This window comes from Variovorax paradoxus (assembly GCF_030815975.1).
GTDB lineage: Bacteria > Pseudomonadota > Gammaproteobacteria > Burkholderiales > Burkholderiaceae_C > Variovorax > Variovorax paradoxus_N.
In genome coordinates, this window is sequence record NZ_JAUSXL010000001.1 from 419,236 (window position 1) to 442,576 (window position 23,341).

General features: G+C 68.9%; 22 protein-coding genes. 13 read left to right on the forward strand and 9 right to left on the reverse strand.

Going from position 1 to position 23,341, the window contains the following annotated elements:
- Positions 1-12: 12 nt before the first annotated feature.
- A complete protein-coding gene (gene yccS, locus QFZ47_RS01960; protein WP_307654020.1) occupies positions 13-2,226 on the reverse strand; it encodes a YccS family putative transporter in 2,214 nt (737 codons plus the stop codon).
- 62 nt (positions 2,227-2,288) lie between these two features.
- Positions 2,289-2,831 (reverse strand): MarR family winged helix-turn-helix transcriptional regulator, encoded by a 543-nt coding sequence (locus tag QFZ47_RS01965; protein WP_307654021.1) that lies wholly within the window; start codon positions 2,829-2,831, stop codon positions 2,289-2,291.
- A 205-nt stretch (positions 2,832-3,036) separates the two neighbouring features.
- Here QFZ47_RS01965 and QFZ47_RS01970 point away from each other — a divergent pair, with 205 nt between their 5' ends.
- Positions 3,037-4,017, forward strand: a complete 981-nt coding sequence (locus QFZ47_RS01970) for a tripartite tricarboxylate transporter substrate-binding protein (protein WP_307654022.1) — start codon at positions 3,037-3,039, stop codon at positions 4,015-4,017.
- Between the two features lie 54 nt (positions 4,018-4,071).
- On the opposite strand, the gene QFZ47_RS01975 is transcribed toward QFZ47_RS01970, so the two are convergent.
- Entirely contained in the window at positions 4,072-4,614 is a 543-nt protein-coding gene (locus tag QFZ47_RS01975) for a nucleotidyltransferase family protein (RefSeq protein WP_307654358.1), read from the reverse strand.
- Between the two features lie 193 nt (positions 4,615-4,807).
- On the opposite strand from QFZ47_RS01975, the gene QFZ47_RS01980 reads away from it, so the two are divergent.
- The 7 genes from QFZ47_RS01980 (at position 4,808) to QFZ47_RS02010 (ending at position 11,270) form a co-directional block, all read left to right on the forward strand.
- On the forward strand, positions 4,808-5,644 hold the full coding sequence (locus QFZ47_RS01980; protein ID WP_307654023.1) for a class I SAM-dependent methyltransferase: 837 nt from the start codon (positions 4,808-4,810) through the stop codon (positions 5,642-5,644).
- An 83-nt stretch (positions 5,645-5,727) separates the two neighbouring features.
- On the forward strand, positions 5,728-6,459 hold the full coding sequence (locus QFZ47_RS01985) for an oxygen-binding di-iron domain-containing protein (protein WP_307654359.1): 732 nt from the start codon (positions 5,728-5,730) through the stop codon (positions 6,457-6,459).
- A 184-nt stretch (positions 6,460-6,643) separates the two neighbouring features.
- Entirely contained in the window at positions 6,644-7,126 is a 483-nt protein-coding gene (locus QFZ47_RS01990; protein ID WP_307654024.1) for a rhodanese-like domain-containing protein, read from the forward strand.
- Between the two features lie 33 nt (positions 7,127-7,159).
- Positions 7,160-8,074 carry a serine O-acetyltransferase EpsC gene (epsC, locus tag QFZ47_RS01995; RefSeq protein ID WP_307654025.1) on the forward strand — a complete coding sequence of 305 codons (915 nt, stop codon included), beginning with the start codon at positions 7,160-7,162 and terminating at the stop codon, positions 8,072-8,074.
- Positions 8,071-8,340 (forward strand): helix-turn-helix domain-containing protein, encoded by a 270-nt coding sequence (locus tag QFZ47_RS02000; RefSeq protein WP_012747027.1) that lies wholly within the window; start codon positions 8,071-8,073, stop codon positions 8,338-8,340. Before epsC ends, QFZ47_RS02000 begins: the two co-directional genes overlap by 4 nt.
- Positions 8,341-8,402: 62 nt before the next feature.
- Positions 8,403-9,335: a family 2A encapsulin nanocompartment shell protein gene (locus QFZ47_RS02005; RefSeq protein ID WP_307654026.1), complete on the forward strand. Its 933-nt coding sequence runs from the start codon at positions 8,403-8,405 to the stop codon at positions 9,333-9,335.
- Positions 9,336-9,401: 66 nt separating this feature from the next.
- Complete coding sequence (locus QFZ47_RS02010) at positions 9,402-11,270, forward strand: family 2A encapsulin nanocompartment cargo protein cysteine desulfurase (protein ID WP_370880562.1); 1,869 nt, start codon at positions 9,402-9,404, stop codon at positions 11,268-11,270.
- 82 nt (positions 11,271-11,352) lie between these two features.
- Here QFZ47_RS02010 and QFZ47_RS02015 read toward each other — a convergent pair whose 3' ends face one another.
- From QFZ47_RS02015 to QFZ47_RS02030, 4 genes are all read right to left on the reverse strand, one after another.
- Complete coding sequence (locus QFZ47_RS02015; RefSeq protein WP_307654028.1) at positions 11,353-12,237, reverse strand: transporter substrate-binding domain-containing protein; 885 nt, start codon at positions 12,235-12,237, stop codon at positions 11,353-11,355.
- Complete coding sequence (locus tag QFZ47_RS02020; protein ID WP_307654029.1) at positions 12,230-13,057, reverse strand: ABC transporter permease; 828 nt, start codon at positions 13,055-13,057, stop codon at positions 12,230-12,232. The genes QFZ47_RS02015 and QFZ47_RS02020 overlap by 8 nt, the downstream gene beginning before the upstream one ends.
- Positions 13,058-13,214: 157 nt before the next feature.
- A complete protein-coding gene (locus tag QFZ47_RS02025) occupies positions 13,215-14,024 on the reverse strand; it encodes an ABC transporter ATP-binding protein (RefSeq protein ID WP_307654030.1) in 810 nt (269 codons plus the stop codon).
- 13 nt (positions 14,025-14,037) lie between these two features.
- Positions 14,038-15,117 carry an ABC transporter substrate-binding protein gene (locus tag QFZ47_RS02030; RefSeq protein WP_307654031.1) on the reverse strand — a complete coding sequence of 360 codons (1,080 nt, stop codon included), beginning with the start codon at positions 15,115-15,117 and terminating at the stop codon, positions 14,038-14,040.
- Between the two features lie 179 nt (positions 15,118-15,296).
- Between QFZ47_RS02030 and msuE the strand changes: the two genes are divergently transcribed.
- The 5 genes from msuE to QFZ47_RS02055 are packed head-to-tail and all read left to right on the forward strand — an operon-like array spanning position 15,297 to position 20,667.
- Positions 15,297-15,875, forward strand: coding sequence for an FMN reductase (msuE, locus tag QFZ47_RS02035; protein ID WP_307654032.1), 579 nt, complete (start codon positions 15,297-15,299; stop codon positions 15,873-15,875).
- A gap of 10 nt (positions 15,876-15,885) precedes the next feature.
- On the forward strand, positions 15,886-17,127 hold the full coding sequence (locus tag QFZ47_RS02040) for an SfnB family sulfur acquisition oxidoreductase (protein WP_307654033.1): 1,242 nt from the start codon (positions 15,886-15,888) through the stop codon (positions 17,125-17,127).
- Between the two features lie 3 nt (positions 17,128-17,130).
- Positions 17,131-18,378: an SfnB family sulfur acquisition oxidoreductase gene (locus QFZ47_RS02045; protein WP_307654034.1), complete on the forward strand. Its 1,248-nt coding sequence runs from the start codon at positions 17,131-17,133 to the stop codon at positions 18,376-18,378.
- Positions 18,379-18,431: 53 nt separating this feature from the next.
- A complete protein-coding gene (locus tag QFZ47_RS02050) occupies positions 18,432-19,292 on the forward strand; it encodes a MetQ/NlpA family ABC transporter substrate-binding protein (protein WP_307654035.1) in 861 nt (286 codons plus the stop codon).
- A gap of 1 nt (position 19,293) precedes the next feature.
- Positions 19,294-20,667 (forward strand): LLM class flavin-dependent oxidoreductase, encoded by a 1,374-nt coding sequence (locus QFZ47_RS02055; RefSeq protein ID WP_307654036.1) that lies wholly within the window; start codon positions 19,294-19,296, stop codon positions 20,665-20,667.
- On the opposite strand, the gene QFZ47_RS02060 is transcribed toward QFZ47_RS02055, so the two are convergent.
- Positions 20,668-21,888, reverse strand: coding sequence for an acyl-CoA dehydrogenase family protein (locus QFZ47_RS02060; RefSeq protein WP_307654037.1), 1,221 nt, complete (start codon positions 21,886-21,888; stop codon positions 20,668-20,670).
- A gap of 53 nt (positions 21,889-21,941) precedes the next feature.
- Positions 21,942-23,306: an LLM class flavin-dependent oxidoreductase gene (locus tag QFZ47_RS02065; RefSeq protein ID WP_307654038.1), complete on the reverse strand. Its 1,365-nt coding sequence runs from the start codon at positions 23,304-23,306 to the stop codon at positions 21,942-21,944.
- Positions 23,307-23,341 lie beyond the last annotated feature (35 nt).

The window sequence follows — 23,341 nt, forward strand, 5'->3', positions numbered from 1 at the left end:
AGGTTCGTTCGCTCAGCCGCCGGTGGCGCCTTCGGGCTGCGGCTGCAGCCATCGCCCGGCCTGTTCGCGCAGCGCCTCGATCTGCTGCCGGACCAGCGCAAGCTCGGTGCGGAAAAGCCGCGCGGCGTGATCGCCGGCATCGCTCCCATGGGGCGCTGCTTCCGGCGGCTCAAGATCAATGGGCTCGACGCCCGCTGTGACGGCCTCCGGCGAGCCGCCTTCCATGTACGCGGCCAGTGCATCCAATGCCGCCGCGGCGCCCTCGGCCTCCATGCGCAAGGCGTCCAGCCGCTGCGGCACATGCAGCGCCACGCGATGTGCGCCGAGTGCCGAGAGGTAGCTCAGCAGCGTGTGCGACTGGATCAGGAAGCGCAGCGCCGTGCCCGCGCGCGGCCGCACGAAGCCGGGTTCGCGGAACATCTCGAACACGGCGGTGGACAGCGTTGCATCGGCGTTGTGGGCGTTGCGCCTGGCGAGCCGGTAGGCCAGGTCGTCGCGTGCACCCGAGCGGTATTGGCCCGCGATCTGCCGCAGGTAGTGCGCGTGGTTGCGCAGCGCCGCGGCCGCCAAGTCGCTGAAGCGCCGCGCCTGCCAGTGGGGCAGCACCAGGACCATCGCCAGCGCGGCGATCAGGCTGCCGATGGCGGTGTCGATCAGCCGGGGCACCATCAGCACGTCGCTGTCGCCCACCTGGTTGAAGCACATCAGCACCAGCACCGTGACGGCCGCGGTCGCCAGCAGATAGCGCGTCGCGCGCGTGGCGAAGAAGAACACGCCCGCGGCCACCGCAAGGAGCGACTGGGCCCAGGGCTGGGGGAAGAGCACCAGCAGCGCCCAGCCCGCCACCACGCCGATCGCCGTCCCCGCGATGCGCTGCCCGACGCGCGACACCGTGTCGCCCCAGGCCTGCTGGCAGACGAACAGCGTGGTCAGCAGGATCCAGTAGCCGCGCACCGGATGGATCAGCAGCATCACGCCGTAGCCGGCCACCAGCGCGACCGCCAGCCGCAGCGCATGGCGGAACAGCGCCGAACGCGGCGTGAACTGGCGCCGCACGCGTTCCACCATCTCGCGCCCGGAACGCGGCGAGCGGTCGAACAGCCCCATGTCGGCGCGCCCGGCCCGGGCCGACGGCTCGGTGGCGCCGGCGAGCTGCCGCTCGAGCTGCGCCAGGTTCCACGCCATGGCCTCGACGGACGCGAGCAGCGCCGCCCGGCGCGGTTCGCGCACCTGCGCGCGCTCGTGGTCGATGGCGCTTTGCAGCTCCACGAGCGCGTGGCCGGTGGCGGGATCGGCGGCAAAGGGCTCGCGCCGCTCGATGGACAGGGCGAGGCGCCGGCAGGCCTCGCCCTGCAGGGTCAGCACGCGCTGGCAGCGGTACAGCAGGTCGCTGTGGAAGAAGGCATCGGCCAGCGCGTTGTAGTCGTCGTGCGACGAGGTAGCGCGCTCGTGCACGTCCTGCGCAATCAGGTAGAGGCCGCGGTAGCGCACGATGCGGCCCGTGGGCGCGCGCGTGCTGCCGATGCGCCGGAAGATGCCTTCCTTGGCGGCGTTGAGTTCGGCCACCACTTGCGTGTTCAGCTGCGCGAGCGACAGCCGCTTGCGCTCCATGTCGATGCCGCGCAGCGGCTCGAAGAGCGAGGCCTTGAAACACACATAGTCGCCCAGCACGCGGAACAGCCCCGCCAGTTGCGCCTGCACCGGCTGGGCCGGGAAGAACGTGCACCACGCCACCGAGAACACGCCATACCAGGCCGCGCCCGCCAGCAGCAGCAGGGCTTCCTGCAGCCGGCCGGCGTCGCTTGCGGCAGCCGCGCTGCCGTCGATGCCCAGCATGGCGTAGATCGCAAGAATGAGCGTGGCAAAGCCGACGGCCTTGTAGCGCGGCTCGATCGCGCCCAGCATCGTCAGCGAGAACGCAGCCAGCGCCAGCCCCGGGACGAAGAGCACGGGCGTGTCGATCCACGACACGACCGCGAAGGCCGCCGCCGCGAAGCACAGCAGCGTGACGGCCTGCGCGCGCAGCCGGCCCCGGCCGCTGTCGTCGGTTTCGGCCAGCGCGCTTGCAATGGCACCCAGGAAAAGAGGCGTCATGGCTTCGGCGTGCCCGCTCAGGCTGCCGATGGCCATCAGGCTGCCGAGCGTGAGCAACACCCGCAGCGGCTGGGCATGGCCGGCCATCCGGCGAAGCCGCTGGTGGAAAAGATCGAGGGAGAGAGAAGACATTGCCATCGTTTTGCACGATGCGTGCCAGCGCGCGGCCTGTGCTGCGGCCGCATCTGCAGGATTCAGCCCGCCTCCGGCCAGCGGTGCCGCGTGCCGCCCGCGCGCCGGTCGGCCTTCTCCGCCACCACGCCCTGTGCGCTCAGCGCGCCGGCGCGCTGTTCGAGGTGCTGCAGGCACTGCAGGAAGATGTCGAGCTGCGCGGGCGCGATGCCGGCGAGCAGATCGGTGTTGAGGGCCGCGATGCGCGGAAACACCCGCTCGAAGAGCTGCCGGCCCGAGGGGCTCAGCCGCACATGCACGCCGCGCCGGTCTTCCTCGTCCTGCCGGCGCGACACCAGCTTCTTCTCGACCAGGCTGCGCAGGCCGCGCGAGGTGCGCACGCGGTCCAGCTGCAGGTGCGCAGCCAGCGCCGAGGAGGTCATCTCGCCGTGCTGCGCGAGCGTGCCGATCATTCCCCACTCGCGGCGCGTGATGCCGAAGCCGCCCTCGACCAGGCGCGTGGCCATGCCGCTGGCGGTGCGCACCGCGCGCGACAGCCGGTACAGGAGCAGCTCGTCCAGGGAGCGAGGCGCGCGCAGGGCGCTGGCGTCGGGGAAGGCTTGCATGCCTTGCGTGTCGTGCATCAGGTCGGGCCCGTCAAGGCGGTGTCGTTCGCGCGCCTCGCGCGGAAATGATGGATTAGATCAACTGTTTGTTGCGTGCGTATAACCATGTAACAAATGACACGGGAAGAAACGAATGTGGGCCGGTGATTGTCGCCGTGAAGCCCTGCGCGTGCCCGTTCGCCTCCACTGCAAGCAGGAAGATCCGATGACCGCATTCCTTTCCCGGCGCAAGCTCACGGCATGGTGTCTGGCGCTCGCCGCCTGTGCCGCCCCCTTGGCCCATGCCCAGGCGCCCGCGCTCGATGGCGCGCTCACGCTGGTGGTCGGCTACACCGCCGGCGGCAGCACCGACCGCATCGCGCGCCTGGTCGCCGAGCGGCTGGGCCCGAAGCTCGGCGTGGCGGTCACGGTGGAAAACCGCCCTGGCGAGGGCGGCCGGCTCGCGGCCAAGGAACTCAGGCGCGCGTCCGCGCCGCAGAACGTGCTGATGCTCGGCAACCCCGCGGTGATGGTGGTGGCGCCGCTCGTGTTCAAGGACGCGGGCTACGACGCCGAGAAAGACTTCGTGCCCGTGTCGCAGGTCAGCAGCTACGACTTCGCACTGGCCGTGGGCAACAAGCTGCAGCTCGACCGCGCGATGTTCCTCGTGGGCCGGCTCTGGGCGCATCCGGAAGAGGCCGTCTTCGGCGTGCCGGCCACCGGCAGCCTGCCGCACTTCTTCGGCCTGATGGTGGGCGACGCGCTGAGCGTGCAGCCGCAGATCAAGGGCTACGGCGGCTCGGCGCCGCTGTCGGCCGACCTGAGCGGCGGCAGCCTGCCGATCGCCATCGACACGCTCGACTCGCTCTATGGCCAGCACGTGGCCGGCAAGATCCGCATCCTGGCCGTCTCGGGCAAGAAGCGCGTGAGCTTCGCGCCGAGCATCCCCACCTTCCGCGAGGCCGGCATGAAGATCGATGCCGACGGCTGGAACACCTTTTTCGCGCCCGCCTCGATGCCGCCGGCCAAGGTGCAGCTGCTGGCCACCGCGATCCGCGAGGTCATGCAGGACCCGGCGCTGCAGAAGGCCGCCAACGCTGCCTACATCACGCCCGTCGTCAGCACGCAGGCCGAAACCGTGCAGATGCTCAAGGCCTTCCGCCGGCAATGGGAGCCGGTGGTGCGGCGCTCGGGCTTCCAGCCCTGAATGGCCCATCAATCAACGCGGCTTCGAAGGGCGGCTTTTGGGCGCACTCTGCCCTTAATCCGTGCTGATTGAAAGCCGAGGCCACCGCTCACCAAACCGTTTCGCCATGACACGCTCCCGGTAAGTCGCGACGCTCGCCCTGAGCGGGTTGTGCCGGACACGCAACTCGAACAGGTCATCAAGTCCATGTGGAGCGACCACGCCCAACGATTCATCCTCGTTCAGGTATACACCGACACAGGTAGCAAATTCCGGCCACGTCGCAACGCCTTCTTCGAGGGATGCGAGAGGTGGCACCACCTGGCCGAGGGCGGCGGCGAACCAACGATGCACCTGCGCCTGGTTCGTTACCTCCCACCGAAAGCTTGGCATGGCTGAATGAAGCCGGTTCTCGAGATCGGCATCCTGCCCTGGACCAGCCCCCGCGTCGAAGTAGACGACATCCATGTCTTCTTCAACGGTCGAACGCTGGTCAAACTCATGAAGGGTGTCCCATACCAGAGACCGGATGGCGCCAGCGCCAATACACCAAGATCGCAGTCCGAGCGAGCGGACGACTCGCAGCGCGGCCATCAACTCGTCTGATGCGGTCACCATTGCAGCAAGCCTCTGCTCATGGCTCGTCCTGGGGCTGAAAGTCATGTCTCGATGGTAAATCGGCGGGTGCTATCCAAGGTCAGCCCCCGGGCCGCCACCGGCCGTCGCGCCGGCGTTGACGCAGCCATCGGCCGAGGCATAGCATCTGCCTGCACGGCACTCTCCTTGCGCCCGGCCGTGCGGAGGGATTGCCATGAGCACCACGTCCTCGACCTTCGTCGCCGCCGACGGCGATGGCTATGAACGGCTGATGGGCCGCTGGAGCCGCCTCCTTGCGCTGCCCTTCCTCGATTTCGTCGGCACCGCGGACGGCGATCGCATCCTCGACGTCGGATGCGGCACCGGCCATCTGGCCTTTGCCGTGGCCCGCCGCACCGGCGCGGGCGAGGTGCGGGGCGTGGACCTCGCCCAGCCCTACATCGAACATGCGAAGCGCCACAACGAAGATGCGCGCATCGTCTTCGAGGTGGCCGACGCCTGCGCGCTGCCGTACCCGGCGCAAAGCTTCGACCGCGTGCTCTCGCTGCTGGTGCTGCACTTCGTTCCCGAGCCAAGCAAGGCCATTGCCGAGATGCGCCGCGTCGCCAAGCCGGGCGCGGTGGTCGGCGCGGCGGTGTGGGACGCGCGCGGCGGCTGGGTCTCCAATCGCATGTTCTTCGACACCGCCGCCATGCTCGACCCGGAGGCCGGCGTGCGCCGCGCCCGCAACTACACGCGGCCCCTGACGCGACCCGGCGAACTGGCGCGGGCATGGCGCGACGCCGGGTTCAAGGGCGTGGAGGAGACGACGCTCGCGATCCGGATGGAATTCGCTTCGTTCGCCGACTACTGGACGCCCTTCGAGGGCAAGGACGGGCCCGGCGCGGAGTACGTCGCCACGCTCGATGCAGCTGCGCGCTCGCGGCTGCGCGAGGCGGTAGCGGCGGCTTACCTCGATGGCGAAGCCGACGGCGCCCGCTCCTATGCCGCGCTGGCCTGGGCGGTCAAGGGCACGGCGCCTGCGGACATGCCGGTCGCGCGGGGAAGCTGATCGCCGCCGGATTGCCAAATTGGAGTACCGTGGCGCTCTGGCGACGCATCGGGTCGTCGCTCCGCAACGCCGAGGAGACACGCATGACCACGAATCCACAGTCCGGCACCAACGTGCAGGAAATCGCGGCGGGCATATTCCGCATCAATACGCCGGTGCCGCTGCCCGACGGCAATCTATTCAGCTTCAACCAGTACCTTGTGGTCGACGACGAGCCGTTGTTGTTCCACTCCGGGCCGCGCCAGCTTTTCCCGCTGGTGAGCGAAGCCATCGCGAGCGTGATGCCGGTCGAGCGCCTGCGCTACATCGGGCTGTCCCATGTCGAGGCGGACGAGTGCGGCGCCTTGAACTTGTTTCTCGCAGCAGCGCCGCAAGCCGTGCCCTTGTGCGGCAGCATTGCCGCCATGGTCTCGATGAGTGACCTGGCGGACCGTTCACCGCGCGCGCTGGCCGACGGCGAGGAGCTCCCGCTCGGCAGCCACACGATGCGCTGGTTCGACACGCCCCATCTTCCGCATGGCTGGGAATGCGGGCTGATGATGGAGACGCGCACGCGTACATTCTTCTGCGGCGACCTCTTCACGCAGGCGGGCGACAGCAGCAAGGCGCTGACCGATGCCGACATCCTGGGCCCCAGTGAGGCATTCCGAAACCAGATGGACTACTACGCGCATGCGCCACAAACGGCCGCACTGCTGGCCAGGCTTGCGCAGCAGGAGCCCCGCACGCTCGCCTGCATGCATGGCAGCGCATGGCAGGGTGACGGCGCGTCGCTGTTGCGCCAGCTTTCAGTGGCGTTGTCGGCGCAGCGTTGAGTCAGGCGCACGGCCACCAGCGGTGGACCGGGGATTCCCATCGCCTGGGCCTTGACCCTTTAGAACGATTGGTTGTTTAGAACCGACTTTTCGGTTGTTTGAGCTTGATCGCCCCGCTCCTACAGTGATGGTCATCGCCACCAAGCCCGATGGCGAATGAAGCAACGCACAGGAGCCCCAGCGCATGTCAGTGGAAGTTGAAGATCTCGTCGCCTTGCCGCCCGCCCTCGAAGAAGCACGCATTCGTGCGGCCGAAGCGGGGTGGACCTACGCCGGCGGCGTGACGCCGCCCGTCGCATGGGCGCTCGTGCAAGGTGGCCAGGCCGTGCTGGTCGATGTGCGCTCGGGCGAAGAGCGCAAGTTCGTGGGCCATGTGCCCGAGAGCCTGCACGTGGCCTGGGCGACCGGCACGGCGCTGACGCGCAATCCGCGCTTCGTGCGCGAGCTCGAAGCCAGGCTTGCGAAGCACGGCGGCAAGGACGCGGTGGCGCTGCTGCTGTGCCGCAGCGGCAAGCGCTCGGCACTCGCGGCGGAGGCGGCCGCCAAGGCCGGCTTCACGCACGTGTTCAACGTGCTCGAGGGCTTCGAGGGCGAGATCGACGCCCGCCAGCACCGCGGCGGTTCCGGCGGCTGGCGCTTCCACGGCCTGCCGTGGGTGCAGGACTGACGCCAGCGTTCCTTTTTCAGGGAGAACAACCACATGGCTCATTTCGAGGTGAGCGGCATCGTGCGCGCGCTGCATGGCGTGCGCGACGAATGGCGCGATTCACAGCGGCGCTCGCGCGAGCCCGGCGCACGCGAGTTTCCGTCGCGCCACGCGCTCGCGCAGATCGTCGAGTCGCTCAAGGGCGCGCTCTTTCCGATGCGGCTCGGGCCGCCGGAACTGCGCCACGAGAGCGAAGACTTCTACATCGGCCACTCGCTCGATTCCGCCTTGCAGGCCTTGCTGGTGCAGGCGCGCCTCGAACTCGAATTCAATGCCCGGCACGAACCGCGGTCCCCGGGCGAGATCGACGACGCCGCGACCGATGCGGTGCGCCGCTTCGCAAACGCGCTGCCGCAACTGCGCCGCCTGCTCGATACAGACGTGCTCGCGGCCTACCAGGGCGACCCGGCCGCGCGCAGCGTGGACGAGGTGCTGCTGTGCTACCCGGGCGTGCTCGCGATGATCCACCACCGGCTGGCGCACGAGCTCTACCAGCTCGGGCTGCCGCTTCTGGCACGCATCGTGGCCGAGCTCGCGCATGCGCAGACCGGCATCGACATCCACCCCGGCGCGCAGATCGATGCGGGCTTCTTCATGGACCACGGCACGGGCGTGGTGATCGGCGAGACGGCGGTCATCGGCAAGCGCGTGCGCCTGTACCAGGCCGTCACACTCGGCGCCAAGCGCTTCCCGACCGATGCCGAGGGCAACCTGCAGAAGGGCCTGCCGCGCCACCCGGTGGTGGAGGACGACGTGGTGATCTATGCTGGCGCCACCATCCTTGGGCGCGTGACGCTGGGCAAGGGCGCGGTCATCGGCGGCAACGTGTGGATCACCGACGACGTGCCCGCGGGCGCGAGCGTGACGCAGGCCAGCCTGCAGAATGCGCCGAAGGCAGGTGGCGCATGAAGGACTTCGTGGAAGACTTCGGCGTGACCATCCGCCAGCTGCGCGAAGGCAAGGGCTGGTCGCAGGAAGCGCTGGCCGAGCGCGCCGACCTGAACCGTTCCTATGTCGGCGAAGTGGAGCGCGGGCGCGTCATCCCCTCGATCGTCACAGCGCACAAATTGGCTGCGGCACTGGACATCAACATGGTCGGCCTGCTGCTGCGCTGCGAACAGCTGGAGCAATCGCGCCTTGTGCGCAGGATCAACTTGGCGGCTATAGCCTGTTGAGGGAAAACCCCAGGCCGCCTGACACTTGCGGCCACCTTCTTCCCAACACGGAGCCTTGATTCATGAGCGCAACAGTCGGTGGTATCACCGCCCTTGGCGACAACGCCGCCCGCCAGCTGGCCAACGCCACCAAGACAGTCCCCCAGCTGGAGACCATCAGTCCGCGCTGGCTGACGCAGCTCTTGCAATGGGTGCCGGTGGAGGCGGGCATCTACCGCGTCAACAAGGTCAGGAACCCCGAGTCGATCAAGGTCACCTGCACCTCGCGCGAAGAAGAAAACCAGCTGCCGCGCACCTTCGTTGACTACGAGGAGAACCCGCGCGAGCACTACCTCAATGCCGTGAGCACCGTGCTGGACGTGCACACCCGCATCTCCGACCTCTACAGCAGCCCGCACGACCAGATCAAGGAGCAACTGCGCCTGACGATCGAGACGATCAAGGAGAACCAGGAGAGCGAGCTCATCAACAACCCCGACTACGGCCTCTTGGCCCAGGTGAGCGAAGAGCAGCGCATCTTCCCGCTGACCGGCGCGCCCACGCCCGACGACCTCGACGAGCTGCTGACCAAGGTGTGGAAGGAGCCCGCCTTCTTCCTCACGCACCCGCTCGCGATTGCCGCCTTCGGCCGCGAGGCCACGCGCCGTGGCACGCCGCCGCCGACGGTGAGCCTGTTCGGCTCGCAGTTCATCACTTGGCGCGGCATTCCGCTGATCCCGTCGAACAAGGTGCCGGTGGCCGACGGCAAGAGCAAGATCCTGCTGCTGCGCGTGGGCGACAAGCGCCAGGGCGTGGTGGGCCTGTTCCAGCCGGGGCTGTCGGGCGAGCAGGGCCCGGGCCTGTCGGTGCGTTTCATGGGCATCAACAACCATGCGATCGCGTCGTACCTGATCTCGCTGTACTGCTCGCTGGCGGTGCTGACCACCGATGCGCTGGCCGTGCTCGACGACGTCGAGATCGGCAAGTACCACGACTATCCCGACACCTACAAGTAAGCCGCAGTGAGCATCACACCATCGATTCCGGGCGAGGCGCCGTTCGATCCGGCCGTTCTCGCGCGCATGGCGAGCGCCATGTTCGCCGCGCTGCCGGGCACGCCGCCTGCCTCGTTGCCCGGTGCGGCGAGCGGGCTGGTGCCGGGCGCGCAGTTTCCTGCCAACGTCGCGCCGCCGGGCTCGCCGCTGGCGAGTCCTGCCGGTTTCGGACCGAGCGTGCCCGGCACGCCGTTTCCGCAGGGGCAGGTTCCAGGCGCGAACCTGGTGCCGGCTTCGCCCACGCAACTGCCTTCGCTTGCGAACCGCGCGCCGGCGCTGCTGCCGCATGCGGTGGCGGGCAACGGCGTGCCCGACAGCGTGCTGTCGGTCGCGCCGGCCTTCGAGCCTCGTCTCGGCAGTTCGGTGCTGGGCGTGCCGCAGCAAGCCAACGCGCCTGCCACGCCTTTCGCGCCGCAAGCGGGCGCGTCGCCGTTCTACTTCCTGAACAACAGCTTCGGGCATCCGCCGGCCGGCGCAGCCTCCGCCGTGTCCGTCCTTCCACAGGTCTTGCCCCCTCTCCCGCTTGCGGGAGAGGGCTGGGGTGAGGGCCAGCGGACGACGCAAGGTGCGGAGCAGCCCCTCACCCCAACCCTCTCCCCAGAGGGGCGAGGGAGCCAGCCGCAGTTCTACTTCGTCGATGCCGTGCCGCTCGCCGGCAGCGGCCAGCATCCGCCGTTCGACGTCAATGCCGTACGCCGCGACTTCCCGATCCTGCAGGAGCGCGTGAACGGCCGGCAGCTCGTGTGGTTCGACAACGCCGCCACCACGCACAAGCCGCAATCGGTCATCGACCGGATCGCGTACTTCTACGCACACGAGAACTCGAACATCCACCGCGCGGCGCATGAACTGGCCGCGCGCGCCACCGATGCCTACGAAGGCGCGCGCGAGCGCGTGCGCCTGTTTCTCAACGCACCCGAAGTCGAGGAGGTGATCTTCGTGCGCGGCACCACCGAGGCCATCAACCTCGTGGCCAAGAGCTGGGGCGGGCAGCACGTGGGCGAGGGCGACGAGATCATCGTCTCCAACCTCGAGCACCACGCCAACATCGTGCCGTGGCAGCAGCTCGCCGCCGCCAAGGGTGCGAAGCTGCGCGTGATTCCGGTGGACGATTCGGGCCAGGTGCTGCTCGACGAATACCGCAAGCTGCTGAACGACCGCACCAAGATCGTCGCGGTCACGCAGGTCTCGAACGCGCTGGGCACCGTGGTGCCGGTGAAGGAGATCGTCGAGCTCGCGCACCGTGCCGGCGCCAGGGCGCTGGTCGACGGCGCGCAATCGGTCTCGCACATGCGGGTCGACGTGCAGGACATCGGTGCCGACTTCTTCGTGTTCTCCGGCCACAAGGTGTTCGGCCCGACCGGCATCGGCGTGGTCTGGGGCAAGCGCGAAGTGCTCGAGGACATGCCGCCCTGGCAGGGCGGCGGCAACATGATTGCCGACGTGACCTTCGAGAAGACCGTGTTCCAGCCGATCCCGAACAAGTTCGAGGCCGGCACCGGCAACATTGCCGATGCGGTGGGGCTGGGGGCCGCGATCGACTACGTCCACAAGGTCGGCATCGAGAACATCGCGCGCTACGAGCACGACCTGCTGGCCTATGGCATGGCGCAGCTTCGCGCGATCCGCGGCGTGCGGCTGATCGGCACGGCGGCCGACAAGGCGAGCGTGATGTCCTTCGTGCTTGACGGCTACACCACCGAAGAAGTGGGCCACGCGCTGAACGAAGAAGGCATCGCGGTGCGCACAGGCCATCACTGCGCGCAGCCAATCCTGCGCCGCTTCGGTGTCGAGACGACCGTGCGGCCGTCGCTGGCCTTCTACAACACCTTCGACGAGATCGACCGGCTGGTGTCGGTGGTGCGGCGGCTGGCAGGGCAGCGCCGCGCGGGTTAGGGAAGAAATGGCGGCCGAGAGCTCGTGAGCCGCGAATCCGCGTCCGCGCAATGGCGTGCCATGCAAGGCTGACGCGCACTGCTCAGGAATGGCAGACCAAGCCGTCCTTGAGCAGCGTGATCTCGAACTGAAGATTGCCTGCACGTGCGCCGCGCGCCTTGTCCAGCGTGCCGTCGGCGCGCCATCGGCGCAGCGCGGCCGCCAGGTAGTCGCGCGAGACAGCGTCGCCTTCGGGCAGGCGGATGGCTGCATCCGACGATGGACGAAGGCCGCTCGCCAGCGGTTGGTAGAAGCGCCATTCCTCGTTCTGCATGAGCCGGTCCAGCACCTCCCCGTCCTCGGCGAGCGCCGCGCATTCGCCGGCCATGAAAGCCGACGCTGCATGCACCGAAGAGGGGTAGCTGCGCGGCTGCGCACCATAGCGCTGCGACACCGCGCCGGCGTAGCCCGAACCTTCGCCCACGCAGACCAGGGCACCGCGCAGCGCGGCCTCGTCCTGGACCTTGCCGCGCCTGAGCGCGACCAGGAGGCCGCGGCCGACGTCGTAGCTGCCGGGGGCGGCGGCGATACCGTGCGCGGATTGCGCGGGCACGCCGGTGACCAGCAGGTCGACACGGCCCTCGCTCAGCGCAGCCTCCTGCGCTGCGGGGTCGAGGCCGACCAGCTCCAGCGGCACGCCGAGCGAAGCCGCCAGTTGCCGTGCGAGCGTGGCGTCGAAACCATCGGGCTCCGGCGGCGTCGGCGCCTCGGGCGGGGCCGGGCGCGGATAGCGGCGCACGCCCACGATCAGCCTGCCGCGCTCGATCGCCTGGGCGAGAACCGGTCCCTTCGGCAGGCCCGACAGCACGGGCGTCGCGAAAGCCCAGGCGCCGCCGATGCCCGCGATCGCCACCGCCACGGCGACGGCCATCGCCAGCGCCGTGCCGGCCAGCACCAGCCCGCGCTTCGACCGCCTGCGCTCAGTCATCGAGGCTCAGCCCCTTGCGCCAGCGCAGCAGTCGCCGCTCCAGCAAGGCCAGCAGGTAGTTCAGCAGCAGCCCGAGCACGGCCAACAGCAGGATGCCGGCATACATCGTCGGGATCTGGAAGGTCTCCTGCGAGTTGAGCGTGAGAAAGCCCAGGCCCGAATGCGCGCCGATCATCTCGGCCGCCACCAGCGCCGTGATGCTGTAGGCCCCCGCCAGCCGCACGCCGGTGAAGATCGACGGCAGCGACGCCGGCAGCACCACCTTGAAGAAGACGAAGCGCGGCGAGGCGCCCATCGACAGCGCCGAGTTGACGAGCAGCCGGTCGACCTGCTTCACGCCGCTCACCGTGCTCAGCAGCACCGGCCAGAACGAGGCCCAGAAGATGATCGCCACCTTCGACAGCTCGCCGATGCCCAGGAACAAAATGAACACCGGAAACAGCGCGAAGGCCGAGGTCTGGCGAAAGAGCTGCAGCACCGGATCGACGACGGCCGCCAGCCGCCTGGAGCTGCCGATCAGGAGGCCCAGCACCACGCCCGAGAAGCTCGCGAGCAGCAGGCCCCACAGCGAGCGCTGCAGGCTTGCCGCCACGTGCTTCCACAGCTGGCCGGTGTCGACGAGCTGGACGATGCTCGCAACCACGGCGGACGGCGGGCTCAGGTAGGCATCGCTCACGACGCCCAGGCGCGGCAGCGCCTCCCACAGCGCCAGGAAGATCACGAGGCCGATGCCGCGTTCGGCCACGCGGGCGAGGCTGCGCACGAACCTGAAAAAGCGGCCCGGTGAGCGGGCCACCGGCGCATCGAGCACGGCGCTCATCGTCCCACCTCCGCCCTTGGCTGTTGCTCCCTCCCCTTCCGGGGGAGGGTTGGGGTGGGGGCAAGCGGCGCATCAATCACCAGCGGCTTTTCGGAGGCCGCGTGCCCCCATCCCGGCCTTCCCCCGGAAGGGGAAGGAGCAAATCGGAGTGCGCTGCTCATGACACCACCTCTTCGAGCGACCTGGGCCGCAAGCCGATCTGCACCTCGTCCTTCAGCACCTCCCAGGCGCACTGCCGCAGCGCGGCGAACTCGCTCGAGTGGCGAATTTCCGCCGACCGCGGGCGCGCGAGTGGGATGTCGATGATGTCCTTGATGCAGCCGGGCCGCTGCGTCATCACCGCCACGCGGTCCGAGAGGTACACCGCTTCCTCCAGGCTGTGCGTGATGAAGACGATGGTCTTGCGGTACTGCTCCCAGATGCGCAGCAGTTCGCCCTGCAGGATCTCGCGCGTCTGCGCATCGAGTGCCGCGAAGGGCTCGTCCATCAGCAGCACGTCGGGCTTGTAGGCGAGCGAGCGCGCAATGGCCACGCGCTGCTTCATGCCGCCCGAGATCTCGTGCGGATAGCGGTCCGCAAAGCCGTGCAGGCCCACCAGTTCGAGGTATTCATGCGCGATGCGGCGGCGCGCGGCCTTGGCGGTGCCGCGGATCTCCAGCCCGACCGCGATGTTGTCGAGCACCGAGAGCCATGGAAACAGCGCATAGCCCTGGAACACCACGCCCTGGTTGCGGTTGATGCCCGCGAGCGGCTGGCCGTTGATGGCAATGCGCCCACCGGTGCGCTGCGTCAGCCCGGCCAGGATGCCGAGGAAGGTCGACTTGCCGCAACCCGAGGGGCCGAGCACCGAAAGGAATTCGCCGTCGCGCACGTCCAGGTCGAAGCCTTCGAGCACGCGCACGCGCTCGCTCGCACCGCGCGCCGCATAGTCCATCCGCACGTCGCGGGCCGAGATCTTGAAGCTCATGGCGGGCGTCGGGTCAGGACTTCGCGGCCTGCGGTGCGAAAGGGTTGAACTCGTTGGTGTAGACGTCCTTCACCGCCACCTTGCCGGCGGCGAGCTTGCCCTCGGACTGCAGGATGTCGATGTAGTACTGGATCGGCGGCTCGGTCACCACCAGATCGTCGACATAGGCGTAGCGGTCGACGTTCTTCAGGTCCATGTTGATGCGCTTGGCCACCAGCTTGCGCGCTTCCTCGGTGTTGGCATTGACCCAGTTGCCGGCCTTGGCCAGCGCCGCGACCACGTCGCGCACCGCCTCGGGGTGCTCGCGGATGAACTGGCCATGCGCGCTGTACGGCGCCATCCCGCCAAGGCCGCCGTCGAGGTCGTAGTCGCTCCACAGCCGCAACAGCGGCTCGGCGTTGTCGGCCCGGCCCGAGAAGGGCGCGTGGATGATCGCAAGGTCGGTGTTGCCGGTCACCAGCGTCTGCTCGGCCTGCTCGTCGGGGACGACGACGAAGTTGATCTTCGTCACGTCCACGCCGTGCTGGCGCAAGTATTTCTTGGTGACGAACTCGGCGCAGGCGCCGAAACTGTTGAAGCCGATGGTCTTGCCTTCGAGGTCCTTCGGATGGCGGATGCCCGAGTCCTTGCGGACGAAGTACTTCATGTGCGGCGCTTCCTGCAGCGTCTTGCCGCCTGCAGCCACCACCTTGAGGTCCGCGCCGGACGCAATGGCCGAGATCACCAGCGGCACCATGCGGCTGCCGAAGTCGATCTCGCCCGTGCCCACCAGCGGAATGATCTGCGGCGCGGCGATCTTGCCGACGTACTCGGGGCGGGTGTTGGTGCCCTCGAAATAGCCGAGCTCGTCGGCCAGGTAGATCAGGTCGAACGACGGGTTGTTCGGGTACTTGAACGCGACCTTGTCGCCGGTCTTCTTCACCACGGCCGGGCCGTTGGCCGCGGCGGCCTTGCTGCCATCGCCGCGCGAGCAGCCCGCAAGCGCCAGGCCGCCGATGGCGGTGGCGGATGCGAGGGAGGCGAGGGTCTTGAGCGCCAGGCGCCTCGAAGGCAAGGCGCTGGCAAGGCAAGAGGAGGGCGTCTCGATGGGCATGGCGGCGCGCTCCGGCGCGGGAGCGGTCTGGCTGGTTGGGAAGCGCCGATCCTAGGAAGCCTTGCCTGTCCCATCAACGAAGAAAACCGCACATGCATAGCTGAAATGCTTCTAGAGCCCGTGCGCAAAAAAGACCGCGCGGCCGGCACATTCATGGTCTGACTTTTTCTACTTTCACCATGACCCAAAAACTCAAGATCGTCGCTGTCTCCGGCGGCCTGCAACGCCCCTCGCGCACGCTCGCGCTGGTCGAGGAACTGCTGGAAGGCCTGACCGACGCCTGGCCCGCCGAAACACGCCTCATCGAACTCGGCCAGCTGGTGCCCAGGTTCGGCGGCGCGGTGCAGCGCAGCCAGCTTCCGTCCGATGTCGAGCAGTCGCTCAAGGACGTCGAATCCGCCGACCTGCTGCTGGTGGCGAGCCCGATCTATCGTGGTTCCTACACCGGGCTCTTCAAGCACTTCTTCGACTTCGTTCATCACGAATCGCTGATCGACGTGCCGGTGCTGCTTGCGGCCACGGGCGGCAGCGACCGCCACGCGCTGGCAATCGACCACCAGCTGCGTCCGCTGTTCAGCTTCTTCCAGGCCCACACGCTGCCGATCGGCGTCTATGCGACCGACAAGGAGTTCGAGAACTACCGCGTGAGCAGCGAGGCGCTGCGCGCACGCATTGCGTTGGCCGTCGAGCGGGCGCTGCCGGTGCTGCGCCAGCGCGCCAGCGGGCCGGTCGAGGTGCCCTCGCTGGCGCTGGCCTGAGCGCTCTCCGATGGCTTCCGAACACCAAGGGGTCGCCGTGCCGCGCAAACCGCGCGACCCCGATCCCGCGCGCGTGCAGCGCATCCGCAGCGACGACGAAGCGCTGGCGGCAGCGCACCGCCTTGCCGCGCTGTTCGCACCCGGCGCTTCCGCGCGCGACCGCGAGCGGCGCCTGCCGTGGGACGAGCTCGATCTCTGGTCCGAGAGCGGGCTCGGCGGCATCACCGTGCCGCGCGCGCATGGCGGCGCCGATGTGTCCTATGCCACGCTGGCCGAGATCTTCGTGATCCTGTCGGCCGCCGACGGCTCGCTCGGCCAGATCCCGCAGAACCACTTCGGCGTGCTGGGCGTGCTCCGCGAGATCGGCACCGAGGCGCAAAAGGCCCGCTTCTACGCCGAGGTGCTCGCGGGCCGGCGCCTGGGCAATGCGGGGCCGGAGCGGCGATCGAAGACCATCGTGGAGGGCGCGACACGGCTGCGCCGCACGCCCCGGGGCCTGCGCCTGGACGGCGAGCGCTTCTATTCGACCGGTGCGCTCTTCGCCCACCGCGTGCCGGCGCGCGCGCTCGACGACCAGGGCCGCGCCGTGCAGGTGTGGGTACCGCGCGATGCGCCGGGGCTCACGGTGGTCGACGACTGGTCTTCCTTCGGCCAGCGCACCACCGCCAGCGGCACCGTGCGCTTCGAGGCCGTGCCGGTCGACGAGGCGGACGTGCTGCCGCTCTGGCAGCTGGCCGACCGGCCCGGCCTCTTCGGCCCGGGCTCGCAGCTGCTGCAGGCCGCCATCGACCAGGGTATTGCGCAGGCGGCACTCGCCGAGGCGGTGGCCTTCGTGCGCGCGCATGCGCGGCCCTGGACCGATGCCGGCGTGGCCCGCGCCGCGGACGACCCCTACATCGTCCAGGAGGTGGGCCGCCTCGAGGTGGACCTGCATGCGGCGCACGAGGTGCTGCTGGAAAGCGGCCGCACGCTCGACGCCGTGGCGGCCCGGCCCGTCAGCGCCGAATCCAGCGCGCGCGCCTCGGTCGCCGTGGCCGAGGCCAAGGTGCTGACCACGCGCATCGCGCTCGATGCCACCGAGAAGCTGTTCGAGCTCGCCGGCTCCTCGGCCACGCGCGAAGCCCACAACCTGGGCCGGCATTGGCGCAACGCCCGCACGCACACCCTGCACGACCCGGTGCGATGGAAGGCGCACCTGATCGGCAACTACCTGCTCAACCACGTACTGCCGCCACGGCATTCCTGGAACTGACCGATGACGCTCACCGCTGTTCTTCCCGATCGCGCGTCGGAGGTGCCCGCGCCCATCCCTGCGCAGAAGCCGCTGCGCATCAGCGACGATGCCCAGGCGCTGGAAATCGCACGCGAGCTCGCCGCCGACTTCGCGCGCGACGCCGCAGCCCGCGACCGCGAACGGCGCCTGCCCTGGGCCGAGCTGGAGCGCTTCACGGCCAGCGGCCTCTGGGCGATCACCGTGCCGCGCGAGCACGGCGGCGCCGGCGTGTCGGCAGGCACGCTGGCGGAGGTGATCGCCATCATCTCGGCCGCGGATGGTTCGCTCGGGCAGATTCCGCAGAACCACTACTACGCGCTGGAGGTGTTGAGGGTAGGGGGGACCGAGGCCCAGAAAAGCTTCTTCTACCGCCGCGTGCTCGAAGGCGAGCGCTTCGGCAATGCGCTCGCGGAGATCGGCCACAAGGACTTCAAGCGCCGCACGCGCCTGCACGAGGAAGGCGGCAGCCTGCAGATCGACGGGCAGAAGTTCTACTGCACGGGTGCGCTGTTCGCGCACTGGATTCCGACGCTGGTGGTGGCGCAGGAGGGCCCCCGAGAGGTGACCAAACTCGCATTCGTGCCGCGTCGCGCCCAAGGCGTGAGCATCGTGGACGACTGGGACGGCTTCGGCCAGCGCGTAACGGGCAGCGGCTCGGTGCGCTTCGAAGGAGTGCAGATCGACCCGGCCTGGGTCATTCCCTTCCTGGCCTCCTTCGAACGGCCCACCACCATCGGCCCCTTCGCGCAGCTGCTGCATGCCGCCATCGACCTTGGCATCGGGCGCGGCGCCTTCGAAGCCACACTGCCCTTCGTGCGCGAGCGCGCGCGGCCATGGATCGATGCCGGCGTGGAACGCGCCAGCGAGGACCTGCTCGCGATCCAGCTGACCGGCGAAGTGGCGGTGCGCCTGCGCGCGGCCGAGGCCCTGCTGCGCCGCGCGGCCCGCTTCGTCGAGGCGGCCCAGCGCGCCCCCGACGAGCACAGCGTGGCCGCGGCCTCGATCGCGGTGGCCGAGGCCCGCGTGCTGAGCACCACCGCCTCGCTCGACGCCGGCAACCGCCTGTTCGAGCTGGCCGGCACTAGCGCCACGCTCGACGGCCTGGGGCTGGACCGCTTCTGGCGCAACGCGCGCACCCACACGCTGCACGACCCGGTGCGCTGGAAGTACCACCACATCGGCAACTACTACCTCAACGACCGGCTCCCGCCGCGCCACGGCGCCCTGTGAGCACCGGCCTCTTGCCTCTTTCTTCCTTGTTCGTTTCTTCTTCGGAGTTTCCCTTGAGCCGCTTCTCGTCGATTCCGGCCGCGTTGTCGCGCCGCCGCCTGCTGCAACTCACCTCGGCCGCGGCCGCTGCCGGCGCGGGCCTGCCGGCCTTTGCCACCCTGAAGGAGCAGCCCGGCACCACCAAGGTCCTGAAGGTGGGCGTGACGACCGGCCCGCACGAGCAGACCTTCGAGGTGGCCAGGCGCGTGGCCGAGCGCGACTACGGCCTGAAGATCCAGATCGTGCCCTTCACCGACTACAGCCGGCCCAATGCCGCGCTCGATGCCGGCGACCTGGACGCCAACAGCTTCCAGCACCGGCCCTTTCTTGCGGCGCAGGTGCGTTCGCGCGGCTACAGGATCGTCGGCTTCGGCCGCACCTGGATCGGCCCGATCGCAATCTATTCGCGCAAGTACAAGGCTTTCAAGGATCTGCCGGAGGGCGCCAGCATTGCCATTCCGAACGACCCGTCCAATGAAAGCAGGGTGCTGTTGCTGCTGCAGAAGGCCGGCGCCATCAAGCTCAAGAGCGGCATCGACCCCATCGCGGGCATCAACGCCACGCCGCGCGACATCACCGAGAACCCGCGGAAGTTTCGCTTCGTCGAGATCGAGGCCGCCCAGCTGCCGCGCACGCTCGACGACACCGACGCCTCGGCCGTCAACGCCGACTATGCCAACAAGGCCGGCCTCAATCCGGCGCGCGACGGCATTCTGGTCGAGGACAAGGAAGGCCCCTACGCCTGCCTGATCGCGGTGCGTGAACAGGACAAGGAGCAGCCCTGGGTGCAGCAGCTGGTCAAGGCCTACCAGACCGACGAGGTGCGCGATTTCATCGTCAAGACCTTCGCGGGCGGCGTGCTGCCGGCGTTCTGACATGGCGCAGAAGAAGAAGCAGATCCTGCTCAACGCGTTCAATATGAACTGCGTGGGCCACATCAACCACGGCCTGTGGACCCATCCGCGCGACCGCTCGCTCGAGTACAACACGCTCGAATACTGGACCGGCATGGCGCGCACTTTGGAACGCGGCCTCTTCGACGGCCTGTTCATCGCCGACATCGTGGGCGTTTACGACGTCTACCGGAACAACGTCGACGTGACGCTGCGCGAGTCGATCCAGCTGCCGGTGAACGATCCGCTGCTGCTGGTCTCGGCCATGGCGGCGGCAACGCGGCACCTGGGTTTCGGCGTCACGGTCAATCTCACCTACGAGCAGCCCTACCTGCTGGCGCGGCGCTTCTCGACGCTGGACCATCTCACGCGCGGACGCATCGGCTGGAACATCGTCACCGGCTATCTCGACAGCGCCGCGCGCGCGATGGGCCTGGCGGAACAGATCGCGCACGACGAGCGCTACGAACGGGCCGACGAGTACCTGGAGGTGCTCTATAAGCTGTGGGAGGGGAGCTGGGAAGACGCGGCGGTGCGGCGCGACAAGGCCGCACGCGTCTTCGCGGACCCGGCCAGGGTGCACAAGGTGCGGCACCAGGGCCGCCACTACCAGGTCGAGGGCTACCATCTGGCCGAGCCCTCGCCGCAGCGCACGCCGGTGCTGTTCCAGGCCGGCAGTTCCGGCCGCGGCCAGCGCTTTGCCGCACGGCACGCGGAGTGCGTCTTCATCTCGCCGCCCAACAAGGATGCGGCGCGCAAGACCGTGCAGGCGCTGCGCGAGCAACTGGTGCGCGCCGGCCGCCGTCCCGACGACGTCAAGGTGTTCGTCGGTGCCGCGGTGGTGCCGGGCGCGAGCGCAAAGGAGGCGCAGGAGAAGTACGCGGACTATCGGCACTACGCGAGCCGCGAGGCGGGCCTGGCCCACTTCTCGGCCAGCACGGGCATCGACTACGCGCGCCACGGCCTGGACGAGCCGATCGACTACGGCAAGGCCAATGCCATCGAATCGGCCACCCGCACCGCCGAGCAGCTGGGCTGGACGCGCCGCAAGCTGCTCGAACTGTTCGAGCTCGGCGGGCGCTACCCGGCCATCGTCGGCGATGCCGCGCAGGTGGCGGACGAGCTGCAGTCGTGGATCGATGAAACCGGGGTCGACGGCTTCAACCTGAGCCGCACCGTGGTGCCCGAGAGCTACGAGGATTTCGTCGACCTGGTCGTGCCCGAGCTGCAGAACCGCGGCGTCTACAAGACCGCCTATGCCGAAGGCAGCCTGCGCCGCAAATTGTTCGACGCTGGCGACCGGCTGCCCGCACGCCATGCAGCGGCGCAATTCCGGCATCGCGCCGGCGAAGCCTGATCAAGCTTCGCCGCGGGTCCCCACCGCCCAATAGAAAGTGGGCCGGGTCCCGTTGATCGCGTGGTCGCCGACCATGCGCGCCTTGTAGATCACCGGGTTGTGCGAGGCGAGAGTGCGCGCGTTGCGCCAGTGGCGATCCAGCCGCCGGTCTTCCTGCAGCGCCGAGGCGCCGCCGACGTCGAACAGGCGCGTGGCGGTGTTCAGCACGGCGTCGACGATGCCGACCTGCGCCTTGGCGGTGCGCAGCTCCACGTCGACGATCAGGCTTTCGGGAATGGCCTCGCCGCGCTGGCGCAGGCGGTCGATGTCGCCCAGTCCGCGGGCCACTGCGGCCACCGCCGCTGCCGCCGTGAAGGCTGCGCTGGAAAGCTGCCCCACCACCTGCTGGACCAGGGGATCTTCGCGCGGCGTCGCGCCGCTGCCGTGGCTGTAGACGCGCTTGCGCGGCTGCACGAAGGCCACCGCGTCGCGCTCGATCGCGCGCGCGATGCCGGCCAGCGTGGCCAGGTGGGTGAGCTGGAAATGCGCCGTGAGCGGCGTCGGCCGGTCGCGGTCGTAGGACAGCACGTGGCCGGGCTCGACGGCGACACGGCGAAAGCGCGTGGTGCCCGACCCGGTCAGGCGCTGGCCGAAGCCGCGCCAGTCGTCGATGCGCTCCACACCGCGCGCCTGCGCAGGCACGAGCACCAGGACCCGCCCTTGCTTGCCCGGGTCGTCCGCGCGCTGTGCGGTCACGGGAATCCAGTCGGCGTAGAGGGTGCCGGTGCTGTAGTACTTGTCGCCGTCGAGCAGCCAGCCCTTGCCGTCGCGTGTGAGTTTGGTCTGCAGCGTGCCCACCTCGGCTTCGCCCAGTTCGGTGGTGGCATTGCCGAAGATCGCGCCATCGGCGGCGCGCCGCAGCCAGGGTGCATGCAGTTCGGGATCGATCTCGGCGTAGAGCCGCTCGATGAAACCGAAGTGGGCGCGCAGGATCTGCGGCAGGTTGGAATCGGCCGCGCCAAGCTCGATGAGCAGGTCGAACAACTGCTCGACCGAGGCGCCCAGGCCGCCATGGGCGAGCGGCACACGCAATGCGCCGAACTTCGCCTCGCGCAGCCAGCTGACGGCGTCGTAGGCCAATGCGCGCTCGTGCTCGCGTTGGGCGGCATGCTCGGCGATGCGGGCGAAGACGGGGCGGAAGCGCTCGGCGAGCTGCTCGTAGCTAGGGGGTTGTGCGGGCATGAACGATGACGGATTCAAGGGAGGTGAGAAAGAGCGTCAGGCGTGGCACGCGGCTATGCAATGGCGACCGGATGCGCTTCGCGCGCCGCATGCGCGGGATGCACGGGCCTGCGCAGCCCCAGGTGCTCGCGCAGCGTGCGCCCTTCGTACTCGGTGCGGAACAGGCCGCGCCGCCGCAGCTCGGGCAGCACCAGTTCGATGAAGTCGTCCAGACCGCCCGGAAACCAAGGCGCCATGATGTTGAAGCCGTCCGCGCCGCCTTCCTCGAACCACTGCTGCAGCTGGTCGGCAATGCGGGCGGGCGTGCCCACCACCTGCTGGTGGCCGCGCGCGCCGGCAATGCGCAGGTAGAGATCGCGGATGCTGAGGTTTTCGCGCCGCGCCAGGTCCAGCAGCAGCCGCTGGCGGCTCTTGGGGCCGTTGGTCTCCGGCAGTTCGGGCACTGGTGCGTCGACCGGCAGGCCCGAGAAGTCGAAGCCTCCGATCACGCTCGACAGCAGCGACAGGCCGACCACCGGATGCACGAGTTCCTGCAGTTGCTCGAACTTCTCCTCGGCCTCTGCTTGCGTGCGGCCGACCACGGGGAAGATGCCGGGCATGATCTTCACCTCGTCGGGGTGGCGGCCATGGCGCGGCAGCCGGCCCTTGATGTCGGCATAAAAGGCCTTCGCCTCGTCGAAGGTCTGGTGCGCGACGAAGATCACTTCGGCCGTGCGCGCGGCCAGGTCGCGGCCTGCTTCGGAGGCACCGGCCTGCACCACCACCGGCTTTCCCTGCGGCGAGCGCGCGACGTTGAGCGGGCCGCGCACCGAGAAATGCGTGCCCTTGTGGCCCAGGACGTGCAGCTTGTGCTCGTCGAAGTAGCGGCCGCTTTGCTTGTCGCGCACGAAGCTGTCGTCCTCCCAGCTGTCCCACAGGCCCGTGACCACGTCGTGGAACTCGGCCGCGCGCTCGTAGCGCAGCGCGTGCTCGAAATGCGCGTCGCGGTTGAAGTTCTGCGCCTCGCCGGTGCCGCTGGAGGTCACCAGGTTCCAGCCCGAGCGCCCGCCGCTGATCTGGTCGAGCGAAGCGAACTTGCGCGCCACGTTGAAGGGTTCATTGAAGCTCGTCGACACCGTGGCGATGAGCCCGATGCGCTCGGTCAATGCCGCGATGGCGGCCAGCAGCGTGAGCGGCTCGAAGTGGTCGGCACGCGCGGTGCGAGAGAGCGACGGCAGGTCGCTGTTGCGCACGCCCACGGAATCGGCCAGGAAGATGGCGTCGAACTTGGCCGCTTCCGCCTTTTGCGCAAGTTCGACGTAGTGGCGGAAGTTGCCCCCTGCATCGGCCTGCGCGCCCGGATGGCGCCAGGCCGCGATGTGGTGGCCGGTCTGCATGAGGAAGGCGCCAAGCTTGAACTGGCGCGTGGATGAAGCCATGGGTCGATTGCCTTGAAAAAGAGAGAAGGAGATTG

Bases quoted from the DNA above. Each gene is read 5' to 3' on its own strand.
- yccS (WP_307654020.1), bottom strand. From the start codon at position 2,226: ATGTCTTCTCTCTCCCTCGATCTTTTCCACCAGCGGCTTCGCCGGATG.
- QFZ47_RS01965 (WP_307654021.1), bottom strand. From the start codon at position 2,831: ATGCAAGCCTTCCCCGACGCCAGCGCCCTGCGCGCGCCTCGCTCCCTG.
- QFZ47_RS01970 (WP_307654022.1), top strand. From the start codon at position 3,037: ATGACCGCATTCCTTTCCCGGCGCAAGCTCACGGCATGGTGTCTGGCG.
- QFZ47_RS01975 (WP_307654358.1), bottom strand. From the start codon at position 4,614: ATGGTGACCGCATCAGACGAGTTGATGGCCGCGCTGCGAGTCGTCCGC.
- QFZ47_RS01980 (WP_307654023.1), top strand. From the start codon at position 4,808: ATGAGCACCACGTCCTCGACCTTCGTCGCCGCCGACGGCGATGGCTAT.
- QFZ47_RS01985 (WP_307654359.1), top strand. From the start codon at position 5,728: ATGACCACGAATCCACAGTCCGGCACCAACGTGCAGGAAATCGCGGCG.
- QFZ47_RS01990 (WP_307654024.1), top strand. From the start codon at position 6,644: ATGTCAGTGGAAGTTGAAGATCTCGTCGCCTTGCCGCCCGCCCTCGAA.
- epsC (WP_307654025.1), top strand. From the start codon at position 7,160: ATGGCTCATTTCGAGGTGAGCGGCATCGTGCGCGCGCTGCATGGCGTG.
- QFZ47_RS02000 (WP_012747027.1), top strand. From the start codon at position 8,071: ATGAAGGACTTCGTGGAAGACTTCGGCGTGACCATCCGCCAGCTGCGC.
- QFZ47_RS02005 (WP_307654026.1), top strand. From the start codon at position 8,403: ATGAGCGCAACAGTCGGTGGTATCACCGCCCTTGGCGACAACGCCGCC.
- QFZ47_RS02010 (WP_370880562.1), top strand. From the start codon at position 9,402: ATGGCGAGCGCCATGTTCGCCGCGCTGCCGGGCACGCCGCCTGCCTCG.
- QFZ47_RS02015 (WP_307654028.1), bottom strand. From the start codon at position 12,237: ATGACTGAGCGCAGGCGGTCGAAGCGCGGGCTGGTGCTGGCCGGCACG.
- QFZ47_RS02020 (WP_307654029.1), bottom strand. From the start codon at position 13,057: ATGAGCGCCGTGCTCGATGCGCCGGTGGCCCGCTCACCGGGCCGCTTT.
- QFZ47_RS02025 (WP_307654030.1), bottom strand. From the start codon at position 14,024: ATGAGCTTCAAGATCTCGGCCCGCGACGTGCGGATGGACTATGCGGCG.
- QFZ47_RS02030 (WP_307654031.1), bottom strand. From the start codon at position 15,117: ATGCCCATCGAGACGCCCTCCTCTTGCCTTGCCAGCGCCTTGCCTTCG.
- msuE (WP_307654032.1), top strand. From the start codon at position 15,297: ATGACCCAAAAACTCAAGATCGTCGCTGTCTCCGGCGGCCTGCAACGC.
- QFZ47_RS02040 (WP_307654033.1), top strand. From the start codon at position 15,886: ATGGCTTCCGAACACCAAGGGGTCGCCGTGCCGCGCAAACCGCGCGAC.
- QFZ47_RS02045 (WP_307654034.1), top strand. From the start codon at position 17,131: ATGACGCTCACCGCTGTTCTTCCCGATCGCGCGTCGGAGGTGCCCGCG.
- QFZ47_RS02055 (WP_307654036.1), top strand. From the start codon at position 19,294: ATGGCGCAGAAGAAGAAGCAGATCCTGCTCAACGCGTTCAATATGAAC.
- QFZ47_RS02060 (WP_307654037.1), bottom strand. From the start codon at position 21,888: ATGCCCGCACAACCCCCTAGCTACGAGCAGCTCGCCGAGCGCTTCCGC.
- QFZ47_RS02065 (WP_307654038.1), bottom strand. From the start codon at position 23,306: ATGGCTTCATCCACGCGCCAGTTCAAGCTTGGCGCCTTCCTCATGCAG.